General features: G+C 63.7%; 11 protein-coding genes. 8 read left to right on the top strand and 3 right to left on the bottom strand.

Features of this window, described 5'->3' with window-relative positions; genetic code table 11:
• Window positions 1–113 precede the first annotated feature (113 nt).
• Window positions 114–305 (bottom strand): hypothetical protein, encoded by a 192-nt coding sequence (locus GJ654_RS14285; protein WP_155446851.1) that lies wholly within the window; start codon window positions 303–305, stop codon window positions 114–116.
• 194 nt (window positions 306–499) lie between these two features.
• Between GJ654_RS14285 and GJ654_RS14280 the strand changes: the two genes are divergently transcribed.
• The 4 genes from GJ654_RS14280 to GJ654_RS14265 are packed head-to-tail and all read left to right on the top strand — an operon-like array spanning window position 500 to window position 4408.
• Window positions 500–1597, top strand: coding sequence for a polyamine ABC transporter substrate-binding protein (locus GJ654_RS14280; RefSeq protein WP_155446850.1), 1098 nt, complete (start codon window positions 500–502; stop codon window positions 1595–1597).
• A complete protein-coding gene (locus GJ654_RS14275; protein ID WP_155446849.1) occupies window positions 1597–2709 on the top strand; it encodes an ABC transporter ATP-binding protein in 1113 nt (370 codons plus the stop codon). The genes GJ654_RS14280 and GJ654_RS14275 overlap by 1 nt, the downstream gene beginning before the upstream one ends.
• Complete coding sequence (locus GJ654_RS14270; protein ID WP_155446848.1) at window positions 2706–3611, top strand: ABC transporter permease subunit; 906 nt, start codon at window positions 2706–2708, stop codon at window positions 3609–3611. Before GJ654_RS14275 ends, GJ654_RS14270 begins: the two co-directional genes overlap by 4 nt.
• The gene (locus GJ654_RS14265) at window positions 3608–4408 is read left to right on the top strand and encodes an ABC transporter permease subunit (protein WP_155446847.1); all 801 of its coding nucleotides are present in this window, start codon (window positions 3608–3610) and stop codon (window positions 4406–4408) included. Before GJ654_RS14270 ends, GJ654_RS14265 begins: the two co-directional genes overlap by 4 nt.
• Window positions 4409–4415: 7 nt before the next feature.
• Here GJ654_RS14265 and GJ654_RS14260 read toward each other — a convergent pair whose 3' ends face one another.
• Window positions 4416–5312, bottom strand: coding sequence for a TonB family protein (locus GJ654_RS14260; RefSeq protein WP_155446846.1), 897 nt, complete (start codon window positions 5310–5312; stop codon window positions 4416–4418).
• Window positions 5313–5491: 179 nt separating this feature from the next.
• Between GJ654_RS14260 and GJ654_RS14255 the strand changes: the two genes are divergently transcribed.
• The 4 genes from GJ654_RS14255 to GJ654_RS14240 all read left to right on the top strand — a co-directional run bounded on the left by GJ654_RS14255 (window position 5492) and on the right by GJ654_RS14240 (window position 11892).
• Window positions 5492–6016: an Lrp/AsnC family transcriptional regulator gene (locus tag GJ654_RS14255; RefSeq protein WP_155446845.1), complete on the top strand. Its 525-nt coding sequence runs from the start codon at window positions 5492–5494 to the stop codon at window positions 6014–6016.
• Between the two features lie 427 nt (window positions 6017–6443).
• The gene (locus tag GJ654_RS14250; protein ID WP_155446844.1) at window positions 6444–7685 is read left to right on the top strand and encodes a hypothetical protein; all 1242 of its coding nucleotides are present in this window, start codon (window positions 6444–6446) and stop codon (window positions 7683–7685) included.
• A 156-nt stretch (window positions 7686–7841) separates the two neighbouring features.
• Window positions 7842–10478, top strand: a complete 2637-nt coding sequence (locus GJ654_RS14245; protein WP_155446843.1) for a type I secretion system permease/ATPase — start codon at window positions 7842–7844, stop codon at window positions 10476–10478.
• Window positions 10465–11892, top strand: coding sequence for an HlyD family type I secretion periplasmic adaptor subunit (locus GJ654_RS14240; protein WP_155446842.1), 1428 nt, complete (start codon window positions 10465–10467; stop codon window positions 11890–11892). Before GJ654_RS14245 ends, GJ654_RS14240 begins: the two co-directional genes overlap by 14 nt.
• A gap of 49 nt (window positions 11893–11941) precedes the next feature.
• On the opposite strand, the gene GJ654_RS14235 is transcribed toward GJ654_RS14240, so the two are convergent.
• Window positions 11942–15352: Calx-beta domain-containing protein (locus tag GJ654_RS14235; RefSeq protein WP_155446841.1), on the bottom strand; the 3411-nt coding region annotated here is incomplete at its 5' end.

Here is a 15352-nt window from a genome sequence, read left to right as displayed (position 1 = left end):
CGGCTCGCTTCACGCCCCATGCCAGCAAAATGGTTCCGATTTCGACCTTTTGAGCAAAAGTGCGTCGCGCGTTCACTCTTAAAACGAACGTGACGCGACGCGGTTCCCTCTGATCACTCGAGGTCGCGTCCGCCCTCCGCCCCGCGCCGCAGCCATTCGGCCAGGAGCGTGCGGCCCTCGTCGCACTCCTGTTCCCGCCCGTCGGATTTGCGCAGGCGTTCGGCCATGTCGGACAAGGTCTGCGCGACCTCCCAGCGGAAAGCCTGCGCGGCGGCCAGACGGTCGCGGATGTCGGAATTCAGCAAGTCGGTTTCCTCAAATTCTATTTTGTCCAGGGATCGCGGCCCCTTTAGCGAATCACTCGTTAAAATTCGATTGGACAGATTCGCGCACCCCGTTCAATGCGGGAAACACTGAAAATCGGGCTCGACGGAATCGGCGATACCCTCATATTGTCAAGTTGCGCGCGGCGCGCGCCTGAGACGTAACGAGGTCGGACATGAAAAAAAGCAGGACCCTTCTCGCCGGCGCCGTCGCCGTGATGATCAGCGCGGCGCCCGCCCCCGCCGCCGACGCCGTCCTGAACATCTATAACTGGAATGATTATATCGCGCCCGACACGGTCCCCGCCTTCGAAAAAGCCACGGGCATCAAGGTCAGCTACGACCTCTACGACGCCAACGAGACGCTGGAAGGCAAGCTGTCCGCCGGCAATTCGGGCTATGACATCGTCGTCCCGACCCTCGTGCCCTTCGCCGCGCGCCAGATCAAGGCCGGGTTCTACCAGCCGCTCGACAAGTCGAAACTTTCGAACTACGGCCATCTCGACAAGGGTTTGTTGGCGCGCATGGAGGCGCAGGACCCAGGCAACGACCATCTCGTGCCGTGGCTCTCCGCCATCGTGGTGATGGGCTACAATGTCGACAAGATCAAGCAGATCATGCCCGACGCGCCGCTCGACAGCCTGCGCATGGTGTTCGACCCGAAAGTGGTTGCGAAATTCAAGGAATGCGGCGTCTCCATCATGGATTCGCCAACCGAGGTGTTTCCGCCCGCGCTGCTGTGGCTCGGGCTCAATCCGGATTCCAAGAAGCCCGAGGACTTGAAAAAAGCCGCCGATCTGTTGAAGGAAATCCGCTCGTCGGTGCGCCGGTTCGACAGCTCCGAATATATCAACGCGCTGGCCGCCGGGGATATTTGCCTCGCCTGGGGCTATTCCTCCGACCTCGAGGTGGCGAAACATCGCGCCATGGAAGCGGGCAAGGGGGTCAATATCTCCGTCGTCATCCCCAAGGAGGGCGCCGAGCGCTATATCGACGTGCTGGCCGTCCCCAAGGACGCGCCGCATCCCGAAGCCGCCCTCAAATTCATCAATTTCGTCATGCAGCCGGAGGAAGTGGCGAAGACGTCCTCAAAAGTCTACGCCATGAGCGGAAATGCCGACGCCAAGCCGTTCGTGTCGCCGGAAGCCGCAGCCGACCCCGTCATCTTTCCGTCGCCCGAAGTGGAAAAGACCCTTTACACGATCACCGGCGCCGATCCGGCCGCCGACCGGCTGCGCACGCGGCTGTGGACCGAAATCAAGACCGGGCATTGATGATCCCGGCGCCTCAAGACAGCCCGTGGGCCGACGCCGCCGCGACTCCGCAACTGCGAATCCGCAACGTCGTCAAGACGTTCGAAGGGTTCGCCGCCGTGGACGACGTCAGCCTGGACATTTATCGTGGCGAATTCTTCTCGCTGCTCGGCGCCTCGGGCTGCGGCAAGACCACGCTTTTGCGCATGCTCGCCGGCTTTGAATTCCCGGACCGGGGCGCGGTTGAACTCGACGGGCTCGACCTGCTGAAATTGCAGCCCTACGAGCGCCCGGTGAACATGATGTTCCAGAGCTACGCGCTGTTTCCGCACATGAGCGTGGCGCAAAACATTGGCTTCGGGCTGCGCAGCGAAGGGCTTTCGCGGGACCACCTGGAAGAGCGCGTCGTCAACGCGCTGAAACTGGTGCAATTGTCGGAATTCGCCCATCGCAAACCCAATCAACTCTCCGGCGGACAGAAACAGCGGGTGGCGCTGGCCCGCGCCTTGGTCAAACGCCCCAAAATTCTGCTTCTCGACGAGCCGCTGTCGGCGCTCGACAAGAAATTGCGCGAGGCCACCCAGTTCGAGTTGATCAACATTCAAAAGCAGGTCGGCGTCACCTTCATCATGGTCACCCATGACCAGGAAGAGGCCATGGCCATGTCCACCCGCATCGCCGTGATGGACAAGGGGCGCGTCGTGCAAGTCGGCGCGCCCCACGAAATCTACGAATATCCGCACTCCCGCTTCGTCGCCACGTTCATCGGCTCGATAAACCTGTTCGAGGGCATGGCGGCGCACGGCCCGGACGGTTGGCGCGTGGACTGCGCGCACTGGCCCTTGCGCACCGCGCAGGATTTGGCCGCGCTCGACCACCACCAGGTCGCGCTGGGCGTGCGGCCCGAAAAAATCCGCATCGCGCCGCTGGACGAAAATTTCGCCGCCGACAATGTGTGTGAGGGCGTGGTCAGGGAGGTCGCCTATCTCGGCGAATCCATGCTCTACCGCGTGGCTCTGCCGAGCGGTTTTTTGGTCAGGGTCGCCGCGCCCAACCTCGGCGCCCGGTTTTCGTCCGGACAGCCCGTGCGCATCGGCTTTGGCGCCGACGCCGGCGTGGCGCTCGACAAATGAGAGGGCTTTCGGAAGAGCGAAAGCGCGCGCTCGGGCGCTTCCTGGTCATCGCCATTCCGTTTCTGTGGCTTGGAGCCCTGTTCCTCGCGCCGTTCCTGATCGTCGCCAAGATCAGTTTGTCCAGCGCGGCGGTGGCCATCCCCCCTTACGAACCGCTGATCTCCTGGGCTGACGACGGCGCGCTTGTGCTCACCCTGCATGTCGGCAATTACAAGCTCATCTTCAGCGACCCCATCTATCTCATCGCCTACGCCTCGTCGCTGCGCAATGCGGCGGTGACCGTCATCTTCACCTTGTTGCTCGGCTTTCCCCTCGCCTATTTCATCGCGACGCGCGACCAAAAATGGCGGGCGCCGCTGCTGCTGCTGGTGATGCTGCCGTTCTGGACCTCGTTCCTGATCCGCGTCTACGCCTGGATCGGCATTCTAAAACCCAATGGCGTGATCAACGGCGCCCTGCTCTGGCTTGGCGTCATCGAAAAACCCCTCGTCATTCTCAACAACAATTTCGCCGTCATCGTCGGCATGGTCTACGGCTATCTGCCCTTTATGGTGCTGCCGCTCTACGCGCATCTGGAAAAAATGGACTGGTCGCTGCTCGAAGCGGCCAGCGATCTCGGCGCGAAGCCGTTTCGTGTGTTCCGCAAGGTGACGCTGCCGCTCGCCGCGCCGGGAATCGTCGCGGGCAGCCTGCTGGTGTTCATCCCGGCGGTCGGCGAATATATCGTCCCCGCCCTGCTCGGCGGCCCCGACACCCTCACCATCGGCGCGACGCTCTGGAACGAGTTTTTTAGCAATCGCGACTGGCCGGTGGCCTCGACTGTGGCGGTGGCGCTGGTCGCCCTGCTGGTCGGACCACTGCTGGCGTTGCAACACCACCGCACCAAGGGCGCCAGGCCATGAGCGCGGGAAGGATCGTCAAGGGGATGTCAGCGCTGGCGCTGGTCTTCCTCTACGCCCCGATCCTCTGGATCGTCGTCTATTCCTTCAACGAATCCCAACTCGTCACGGTCTGGTCGCGTTTTTCGACCAAATGGTACGCCGCCCTGCTCCAGGACGACCAGATCCTCCGCGCCGCCCGCATTTCGATTGAAGTCGCGGTTCTGAGCGCCACGGGCGCGACCGTGCTGGGAACGATGGTCGGATATGCGCTGGCGCGGTTCGGCCGTTTCCCGGGCCGCACCCTGTTTTCCGGGATGGTGATCGCGATCCTGGCGATCCCGGAAATCATCATGGCCATTTCCATGCTGCTGCTGTTCGTGGCGCTGGAATCGGCGACGGGCTGGCCGCATCGCGACGTCCAGACCATCGTCATGGCGCACATCACCTTCTCGACCGCCTTCGTCGCCGTGGTCGTCCAAACCCGCGTGAGCGAACTCGATGTGTCCCTTGAGGAGGCGGCGGCCGACCTGGGCGCGCGGCCGTTGCGCGTCTTTTTCCTCGTCACCCTGCCGCTGATCGCGCCCGCCCTGCTCTCCGGCTGGCTGCTGGCGTTTTCGCTGAGCCTCGACGATCTCGTCATCACCTCCTTCGTCTCCGGCCCCGGTTCGACCACCCTCCCCATGGTGGTGTTCTCGAAAGTGCGGCTGGGCCTCAATCCCGAGATCAACGCCTTGGGAACGCTCATCATCCTGGTCGTCAGCCTCGTCGCGGCGCTGTCCGCGCTGCACACGATCTGGTTTCGCGGACGCCCGACCTGACCGCGCCTTACCGTCGGTAATGAAGATTCAGGGTGATCCCGCGTCCCGTGGGCGGGGGCGGATAGGGCGCGGCGGCGCGGATGGCGGCCAGCGCGGCCAGGTCCAGTTCGGGCGAGCCGCTCGACTTGATGACCCGCTGCCCGACAAGATGGCCGACGCCATCGACCCCGAAGACGATCTCTCCGATATTCTGCCCGTGACCGGCCGCGCCCTCAGGGTAACGAATGCGCGACATCACCATGCCGTAGATGATGGAAAGATAGGTCGAAGCCGCCTTGCCCGTGGCGATGGGCGTTTTTTTGGAAACGGGCGCGAAACTGTAGTCAGGCAAGGCGGCGAAAGCCGACATGGGGTCTTGCGCCGGCTTCTTTTGTGTGTCCGGCTTGGGCGTGGGCTGAGGCGCCTTCTGTTGCTCCTGCGGCGCCGGAGATGGTTTGGCTACGATCGGCTCCCCGTTCGGGTCCTGATCCATGGGCTCAGCGGCCGGCGACGCCTCCGGCTTCGAGGCGGCGGCGTCCGCGGGCGGGCGCGCGGCCGGCTCGACGCTGTTCGTCTTCGGCGAATGCGAGGCGTCGTCCTGCGCGTCCCTCCTCTCGACCTTCTCTTCATTGGCCGGGCGCGGCGCGTCGGTGGCGATTGTCTCGTCGAGGGGTTTTTCCTTCTGGGGCGGAGGCGGCTCAGGCTCCGGCTCCTTGGGCGGCGGCTCGACGACGACCTCGACAGGGATTTCCTGCTCTCCCGGCGCCAATTCCTGCGACCGGTCGAAATTGATGAAAACCCAGATCGGGGTGGCGTGAAGCAGGAAGCAGATCACGAGGATGAAGGCGAATCGTCCCCTGGCGGCCGGCCCCGGGGGCCTCGGCCGCTCGAACAAACGTTCGCCGGGAGATGCTGAAAAAGTCATGGCCAACTTTGGCACGGATCAGCCGAGAGGCAAATCCGCGTCTTCGACTTCGCGCGACGGCGCGGCCCTGTTTCGCGACGAGGGGACGTCGCCTGATGGGACCGCCCATGCTGTTTCGATTTGACATATTATACTAATTTTATAGACTAAATTAACTGCCTTGCTCCGGAGCCGCTTTCATGGACCGCATCGACCTTCATATCCTGAAAATTCTCCAGGAGGACGCCACCGTCACGGTCGCCGACATCTCCTCGCGCGTGGCGCTGTCGGCGACCCCCTGCTGGAAGCGGATTCAAAAGCTGGAGACGCTCGGAATTCTCAGGAAGCGAGTCGCCCTGCTCTGCGCGGCGAAGGTCGGCCTCGGCCTGACCGTCCACATTTCCATCCAGGCGGGCGAGCATTCGACCGAGAAGCTTGAGGCCTTCGTCCGCGCCGTCTCCGCCATGCCCGAGGTTCTGGAGTTCAGCCGACTCGCCGGCGAGGTCGATTACGCGCTGAAAGTGGTCACGACCGACATTTCCGCTTACGACGCCTTCTACAAGCGCCTCACCGCGATCATGCCGCTGCGCAGCGTGACGTCGCGATTCGAATTGCAACAAATCAAGTCCACGACCGCCCTGCCGCTCGACCTCGCCCCGGACGCTCCGGTCGCCGAGACGTTCGGACGGCCGCCCGAGCGGTTGGTGGCCCTGCGGCCGGTCTGAACTCGACGGCGCGGCTCACTTCCGCGCCAAGGCAGGATCGCCTCCGCGCCCCCGGCCTCGCCTGACCTTGAGTGCGGGGGGCGGGGCGCCGCGCCTTTGGAGACTCAATCGGAAACTGATTCGGGAATTGGCCGCTGGAGCGGTCTTTCGAGAGTCCGGTTTTGTCCGAAAGAGGTACGCCTTTTTCTCCATAAGGGGTATTGCAAATAATAAAACGCATAAAGATCAATCTTCGATCGCTTAGCTTAAGTCAATGAATCACAATAAGTTGTACATTGTTTAGCTTGCGCCACATTTTCGACTGAAACCATCGTGATTTTCCCGCCTGCAATCACCAACAACATAATGAAATCTCGAAACAACAGGGGCGATCATGGCTTTGGCAGGTCCGATAACTTCGCTGCATTACGCGGCCAACGGAAATTTCGTGAATGGCGACTATGCGCCGGGCTCGGCTGGTTTCAACCTTGCCGATGTCGGCTCTGCCGACGAACTGAACGCGCTGCCATCAGGCGTGAAGGGTCTCGTCTATCTCGGCATGACGGATGGCGTCACGGCGGCGTTCAAGGCGGCTGTGGACGCCTGCAAGGGCAATCCCAACCTCTACGGCTTCTATATGGTCGATGAGCCGGGCGCGAGCGCAACGACCGCCGCAAACCTGAAAGCGGAAGTGGCCTACATCAAAGCCAACATTCCTGGCGCCATCACCTACATGACCGAGCAGAACCTCAGCAGCGAAACGAATCCGAGTTTCTACTACACCCCCGCGAACACCGGCATCGACCTCTACGGCCTCGATCCCTATCCCGTTCAGACCAACGTTCCGAACAACCTCGATTACAACATCATTCCCTTGGCGGTTGCAGCCGCCCAAAAGGCGGGCATTCCGCTTGCCAGCATCGTGCCCGTCTATCAGGCGTTCGGCGGCGGCGGATATGACACCTACATTCTGCCAACTCCCGAGCAGGCCCAACAGATCCTGGCGACGTGGGCGTCGGTGACGCCGAATCCCGCCTTCGACTTTGCCTACAGCTGGGGCACGCAAAACGGCGATACGGCGCTCGCGACGGATCCCAGCCTCCTCGCGGTCTTTGCCGCGCACAACGCAAGCAATCCGCCGGTCGATCCGACGCCGGCCCCCGATCCGACGCCGGTCCCCGATCCCACGCCCCACCCGCAACCGCCGACGCTCACCATCGCCGATACCACCCTCACGGTGGCGCCCCACGGCTCCATCGACCTGGGGATCAAGGAGACCGCGCCCGCCGGCGCAACCAATGTCAAAGTCACGATCACCGGTCTTCCGCGTTATGAGACCATTACGGACAAGCTCGACGGCAAGACCTTCTCCGGCTCGTCGATCACGCTGACCGCGGCCCAGGTCAACAGCGGCCTGACCTTGACGTCGAACTATCGCCGCTCCGGGCACCCCACCGCCACGCTGACGCTCACCGCCAGCGATACGGTCGCGGGCGTCGCCTACACCTCGACCGCCCAGTCCATGACGATCGCCACCAGTTCAACCGCCGCGCAAACCAGCCAGCTCGCCTTGCTGAACCAAGCGATGGCGGGCGACTTCGGCGCGACGTCAGGCGCAGCCTCTCTGAGCGTCGCCGCGACCGGCCTTGACCAAGACCATGGGGTCTTGTCCTCGCCGCGTCATCACTGACCGGACCACAGCGTTTTCGAGCGAAACGGATACCGGTTAGCGTAAATAAAGCGCATAAAAACAAAAGCCTAGAGCATTTTCATGTTTCCATGAAACGTGAAAATGCTCTGGTGCGCGCCATCGGGCGCGCTTATCATCTCAGTTGATGGCGGGCCTATGTCTCGGCAGGAAAATTCGCATGCCCTGGACTCCGACTCCGACGCGCTGGCGCTCTTCTTGCGCCTGTGCGGCGTCGCCGACGCGCGGGCGGAGGCCGTTCGCTCCGCGGGGCGGGCGCGTTGCAGTCCGAGAACCTTGGCGGCCCGAGCGCAGGCGGCGGGACTCCGTGCGCAGGTCCGCTCCACGGATTGGGACGGCTTGGCGACGGCGGCCTTGCCGGCGCTGGCGGAATTGCGCGACGGCGGCTACCTCGTGGTCGGCCGCGTCGGCGAGGCCGGCGTCGTTGTCGTGCGCAGATCGGAGCGCGGCCCAAAGGCCGAGCTGATGTCCCGCGAGGTCTTTGATCGCGTTTGGACGGGCCGCATTGTCTTCGGCGCGCCTTCTCAAGACTCGCGTTCGCGGGTCAAGCGATTGGTCGAGCCGCTTCTGCTCTTCGGCCGCGCGCTCGTGGCCCGGTGCAAGGCGCGCTGGCCCGCGTCCGGGTCCGAGCGCCTCGCCTTCGAGGCCGGCGCCGCCGATGGCGACCAGACAGGCCTGGGCGCGTTCGTGCTGCTGCTCGGCTGTCATGGGATCGGCGCGGAGCCCGCGCAAATCCTCCACAGGCTGGGCGTCGCGCGCGTCGGCCTGGTCGAAATGCTGCGTTGTGCGCGCGAGCTGGGTCTCAAGGCCAGCGTGCGCCGGGCGGATTGGGACCGCCTTGCGCGCGCGCCGCTGCCGGGCGTCGCCGCCCTGCGCGACGGGAGTTTTTTGATCGTCGGCAAGATCGCAGACGGCGCGGCGCTCGTTCAGCGACCGACCGCGCCCGGCCCCGAAACCATGACGCGGCAAGAGTTGGAGGCGTGCTGGGATGGCCGCCTGTTGCTGATGGCGCGCCGCAGCGCGCTCGCCGACGTCACCCGCCGTTTCGACATCAGCTGGTTCGTCGGCGCCATGCACAAATATCGCCGCCTGTTTGGCGAAGTGCTGGTCGCCTCCTTCTTTCTCCAACTCTTCGGCCTGGTGTCGCCGCTGTTCTTCCAGGTCGTGATCGACAAGGTGCTGGCGCACAGGAGCCTCAGCACGCTCGACGTCCTGATCGGCGGCCTCGTCGCCGTGACGCTCGCGGAAGGCGTTCTCGGCGCCCTGCGCACCTATCTCTTCACGCATACGACGAACCGGATCGATGTGGAGCTCGGCGCGCGGCTGTTTCGCCATCTGCTGGCTTTGCCCATCGCCTATTTCCAGGCGCGCCGCGTCGGCGACTCGCTGGCGCGAGTGCGCGAGCTCGAAAACATCCGCCAGTTCCTGACGAGTTCGGCGCTCACGCTGATGGTCGATCTTGTCTTCACCTTCGCCTTTTTCGCGGTGATGCTGAACTATTCGCCGGCGCTGACGGGAATCGTGCTCGCTTCGATCCCGCTTTACGTCGGCATTTCGGTGGTCGCCGCGCCGCTGTTCCGCAAGCGCCTCGACGAAAAATTCCGGCGCGGGTCGGAAAACCACTCTTTTCTGGTGGAATGCGTGACCGGCGTTGAAACGCTGAAATCCATGGCGGTCGAGCCGCAGATGCAGCGCCGCTACGAGGAGCAGCTCGCAGGGTATGTGGCGGCGAGTTTCAAGGTGCTCACGCTCAACAACAACGCCAGCCAGGCGGTGCAGACCATCAACAAGCTGGTCGTCGCGGCGACGCTCTATGTGGGCGCGCGCCTGGTAATCGAAGGCGATCTGACGGTCGGCGAACTCGTCGCCTTCAACATGCTGTCCGCCCGCGTCTGCGCGCCGGTGCTGCGGCTGGCGCAGATGTGGCAGGAATTCCACCAGGCGCGCCTGTCCATCGACCGCATGGGCGACATCCTCAACACCGCGCCGGAGCCGAGTTTTGCGCCCGGCCGGATCGCTTTGCCGGCCATCCGCGGCGAGGTGACTTTTGAACATGTGAGCTTCCGCTACCGCATCGACGGCGTGACGACGCTCGACGACATCAATTTCACCGTGCGTCCCGGCGAGATGATCGGCATCGTGGGCTCGTCGGGCTCCGGCAAGAGCACGCTCGCAAAGCTGGCGCAGCGGCTGTTCGTGCCGGAGAAGGGCCGCGTGCTGGTCGACGGCGTCGATCTCGCCATGGTCGACGCCGCCTGGCTGCGGCGGCAGATCGGCGTGGTGATGCAGGACGCCACCCTGTTCAACCAGTCGATCCGCGACAATATCGCGCTCGCCGACCCCGCGATTCCCATGGATCGCGTCATCGCGGCGGCCAGTTTCGCCGGCGCGCACGAGTTCATCCTCGAACTGCCCGACGGCTACGACACGATTGTCGGCGAGCGCGGCGGCTCGCTTTCGGGCGGGCAAAGGCAGCGCATCGCCATCGCGCGCGCGCTGGTCACAGATCCGCGCATCCTCATTCTGGATGAGGCGACAAGCGCCCTCGACTATGAAAGCGAACGAGTCATTCAGCAAAACATGAAGCGCATCACCGCGGGCCGAACGGTTTTCGTCATCGCGCACAGGCTCTCCACGGTCCGAAACGCCGACCGCATCATCACGCTCGAACACGGACGAATCGTCGAAGACGGCTCGCATGAACAGCTGTTGCGACGCGGCGGCCGCTACGCGTCTCTTCACCAGATGCAGGCGGGACTCCATGACGTCGGCTAGCCAGAAGATTGTCCCGTTTCCGGCGCGCAAAACCCCGCAGCGGACGGCGCAGGACATCGCCTTCCTGCCCGCCGCGCTCGAAATCACGGAGACGCCGCCCTCGCCGGTCGGACGCGCCGTCGGCGCGACCATTGTCGTCATCTTCTGCTTCGCGCTGATCTGGGCGACCTTCGGCCAGGTCGACATTGTCGCGACCGCCAACGGCAAGATCGTGCCGAGCGGCCGCACCAAATTGGTGCAGCCTTTGGAAGCCGGCGTCGTCAGCGCCATCCATGTCCGCGACGGACAGAGGGTGAAGGCCAACGAAATCCTGATCGAGCTCGACCCGACCACGACCGGCGCGGAACTCGAACACCTGCGCGGCGATCTTGTCTCCGCGCAACTCGATGTGGCCCGCTTGCGCGCGGCGTTGACCTGGCTGGAGCAACCCGAAAGGACGCCGGCCGAGCTCTTCACGCCGCCTGCCGGCGCGACGCCGCAGCAAATCGAGACGCAGCGCCAGTTTCTGACAAGCGAAACCTCGGAACAGGCGGCCAAGCGCGCGGAGCTCATGCGCCAGGAGGCGCAGAAGGCGGCGGAACGCGCCACGGTCGACGCCCAGATCGCCAAGATCGAGGCAACCATTCCGGTGCTGCAGGAGCGCGTCGACGTGCGCAAGGTGCTTTATGACAAGGCGCTCGGCAGCAAGCTCGTCTATCTCACCGAGTATCAGGATCTCGTCGGCATGAAGCATGACGCCGAGGTGCAGCGCAGGCGGCTGCGCGAGGCGGACACCGCGATCGCCGCCCTGCGCGAGGCCCGCGCCCGCAATGAGGCGGAATATCGCCACGCCGTCTACGCGGATCTCGCCAAGGCCGAACAGCGCGCCGCGGGTTTCGCACAGGACGCGTTGAAGGCCGAGCGCCGCGCCGGTCTGCAAAAACTGCTGGCGCCGGTTGGCGGCGTCGTGCAGCAACTTGCCGTCCACACGGTGGGCGGCGTCGTCTCGCCGGCGGAGACGCTCGCGGTGATTGTGCCCGATGGCGACGCCGTCGAGATCGAGGCCACGCTCGGCAACCGCGACGTCGGCTTCGTTCATGCGGGGCAGGACGCGGCGATCAAGGTCGAAACGTTCAACTTCACACGCTACGGTCTGCTGCACGGCGTGGTGGCGAACGTCTCCCAGGACGCCGCGCCTCAGGCCAAATCGGGTGAGGCGCGGCAAGCGCAGGGCGGTGAGAAGCAGGCGCCGTCACTCGACTATGTCGCGCGGATCGCGCTGGACAGGCCGGAGATGCGGATCGACGGCAAGGCGACGCCGCTGCGTTCCGGTATGGCCGTGACGGTCGAGATACGCACGGGCTCGCGCCGCATCATCAGCTATCTGCTTTCGCCGCTCGAAAAGGCCGGACAGGAGGCGCTGCGCGAACGCTGACGTTCGCGCAAGCGGAATAGGTTTCCGAACTGATCGTTCGGAAACCGTATTACACGAATTTGAAATCGGCCGGGTTGGCGATCAGCTGAGACGCGGTCACGCCGGTCAGCGTGATCGTATTGTTGGGATCAGCCGTGATGACGGCGCCCTGGGCGCTGTCGCTGATGCCGCCGATCAGGGTGATCCAGTCGACGAACACCGTCGTCGAGACTTCAATGGTGTCGTGCTCCGCCCCGGACACCGTGAAGTCGGCGATGACATCCTTTCCGAAACCCGAATTGAATACGAACGTGTCCGATCCCGTTCCGCCAATGAGCATATCCGCGCCGCCTTTGCCCTCGAGGCGATCGTTGCCCGTAAGCCCGTTCATGTAGTCCGAGTCTGAACTGCCGTTCATCACGTCATCGTCGCTGGCCAGCAGCGGATCGGCGCCTTGACGATCGATCGTGTAAGTGTCGATCAGCGTTCCGCCGTTCGCGACGGACCAGAACTCGAAGGTGATGGTGGCGTCGCTGGCCTGAATGAGCATTGTGCCGTCATTGGCATTATAGCGGACCTGGCTGCCCGCGACTGGCGTGTTAAAAGCGTACCTTTGAGCGCCGCCAAGACCCGTGACGAAATACGGCAGTGAGCTGCCGTCAGAATTGTCATCGCGCATGATCCGTTCATAATCGTGATCATGTCCGCTCAGGACCGCAGTGGCGCCCCAGGCCTCGAAAGGCCACTTCGCGGATGTTTGCGATCCATGTTCCACACCCGAAGAGTAGGGCGGGTAGTGGCCGAGCACCAGGTTGAAAGCCGAATCAGAGGCTGCAAGTCCTGACTGCAACCAACCGGCTTGGGTCGAATTCGCTGTGTACCCATCCGGCTCGTATTGCGTGTTGTTCAGCGAGAAGAAATGAATGGACCCCATCTGGAAGTCGTAGTAGCGCTCATTGTCCGGCAAATTGAAGTAATTGTAGTAATTGATCGCGTTCACCCCGCCGGCGGGATCCTCATATTCGTGATTGCCGACGGTTGGAAAGAAGCGGTTGATTGCGCTTCCTGCGCCATAGGCGCCGACATAGTTCCCGATATAATTCGAGTAGTAGCGCCCAATCTGCTCGTCGATTGGCGCATTGACGTACACATTGTCTCCTGTCGTGACGACGAAGTCGACATTCATGTTCGAAACGAGGTTGGCGACGGCCTGTACCCCCGAGCCGTTGCCGCCGTAATCGCCGAACGCCGCGAACCTGACCTCGGCAACATCGCCGACAGCGATGGTGAACGGCTTCGAAACGCTCAACCCGCCCTGATCCGTCGAGGTGACGGAAAGGTTGACGGTGGGCGTACGCTCGTAATCCAGACGCTGTCCCGCCTTCAGTTTGAGCGTATTGCCGACAACCTCGAACCGAGAATCGCTGACCGTGTAGCTCTGCGTGTCGCCCGGATCGTCCGTGGTGGACAGCGTTCCGACTGCCGCGCCAGCGACGTTTTCCTTGAACGGCTGTGTCGTGGACAAGGCGATGTTGGTTGGCGCGTGGTTGACGCCTGAGCCGTCGTCGTTCGTGATGGTCCCCACGCCCTGCGCAACGGCGATGACGCCGCCGTTGCTGGCGTTGGAAAGATTGACGAAGAAGGTTTCGTCAGATTCGACCGTTGTGTCGCCGTTGATCGTCACCGTGATCGTCTGGGAAATCTGGCCTTGCGCGAAAGTCAGCGCGCCCGAAGCCGCGACGTAATCGCCGCCGGCGGTCGCCGTTCCGTCCGCCGTCGCGTAATTGACCGCGAAACCCGCCGTTCCCGTGCGGCTCACCGTGAAGGTCGCCGCCTTGGTTCCCGAATCGCCTTCGGTGATCGAGACATTGCTGATCGAGATGTCGCCGACGGCGGGCGGCCCCATCGTATATTCAATGTGCAGCAGCGGGGCGGCCGCGGCGTTGCCGTCGTAGGCCCAGGCCGTGCGCGTGCCGGAGCCTGTAACGACAAAGGCCATGCTGTTGAACGCGGCCCATCCGCTCGTGCTGACGATCTGCTGTATGATCGCGGTCAGGTCGGGCGTGCGCTGGTCAACGCCCGCCGCGCCGATCGCGCCCCATGACGCGATGGTCCAGCCGACGCTGGCCGAGGTTTTGGTGCGCGACGAGACATTGTTCGTGCTCGCGGCGAAGGCGGCGGCGTTGGCGCTCGCGTCGCCCCGGATCGTGACCGACGTCGCTCCCGTGCGCGATTCCTTAGCCTGAAACTGGATATAGGCGTTGGTGATGGTGGCGCCTACGGGAATGTTCACGCCGGTGAAGCGGATGCCGACGGTCTGCCCGGTTCCTCCCGTGGTTTCGACGTCATCGGTCAGTTCGAGATCGGAGCTGCCCGCATAAACAAAGCCCGAGGCGAACTGCTCGACATCGTCGATCGAGGCGGCGACGCGCTTTTCAAACGTGACCGGAGTCGCCGAGGCGTCGTCGTTCGATATCGTTCCCACCCCCTGCGCCTTGGCGAGGGCGCCGCCGTTGGTGGGGTTGGACAGAGTGACGAAGAAGGTCTCGTCGGGTTCGACCGTCGTGTCGCCGTTGATCGTGACCGAGATCGTCTGCGACGCCTGCCCCTCCGCGAAAGTAAGCGCGCCCGACGTCGCGATGTAGTCGCCGCCGGCCGTCGCCGTTCCATTGGACGTAGCGTAATTGACGGTGAAGGCGGCTGTTCCCGTGCGGCTCACCGTGAAGGTGGCGATCTTCGTTCCCGAATTGCCCTCCGTAATCGACACATCGCTGATCGAGATGTTGCCGACGACGGGCGCCGCATCGTCGTTCGTGATCGTTCCCTGCCCCTGCTGTTTGACGATGACGCCGCCGTTGGTGGGGTTGGTCAGAGTGACGAAGAAGGTTTCGTCAGGTTCGACCGTCGTGTCGCCGTTGATCGTGAACGAAATCGTCTGCGACGTCTGGCCTTGCGCGAAAGTCAGCGCGCCCAACGCCGCGACATAATCGCCGCCGGCGGTCGCCGTTCCGTCCGCCGTCGCGTAATTGACCGCGAAAGCCGCCGTTCCGGTGCGGCTGACCGTAAAAGTCGCCGTCTTGGTTCCCGCATCGCCTTCGGTGATCGAGACGTCGTTGATCGAGATGTCGCCGACGGCCGGCGGCGTCATCGTATATTCAATGTGCAGCAACGGGGCGGCGGCGGCGTTGCCGTCATAGGCCCAGGCCGTGCGCGTGCCGGAGCCTGTGACGACAAAGGCCATGCTGTTGAGCGCGGCCCATCCGCTCGTGCTGACGATCTGCTGTATGATCGCGGTCAGGTCGGGCGTGCGCTGGTCGACGCCCGCCGCGCCGATCGCGCCCCATGGCGCGATGGTCCAGCCGACGCTGGCCGAGGTTTTGGTCCGCGACGAGACATTGTTCGTGCTCGCGGCGAAGGCGGCGGCGTTGGCGCTCGCGTCGCCCCGGATCGTGACCGACGTCGCTCCCGTGCGCGATTCCTT

Origin of the sequence: Rhodoblastus acidophilus, assembly GCF_009720655.1 — a bacterium.
GTDB lineage: Bacteria > Pseudomonadota > Alphaproteobacteria > Rhizobiales > Beijerinckiaceae > Rhodoblastus > Rhodoblastus acidophilus_A.
Note: the sequence above shows the minus strand (reverse complement) of the source record. Positions and strands in the feature narration are given on the sequence as shown.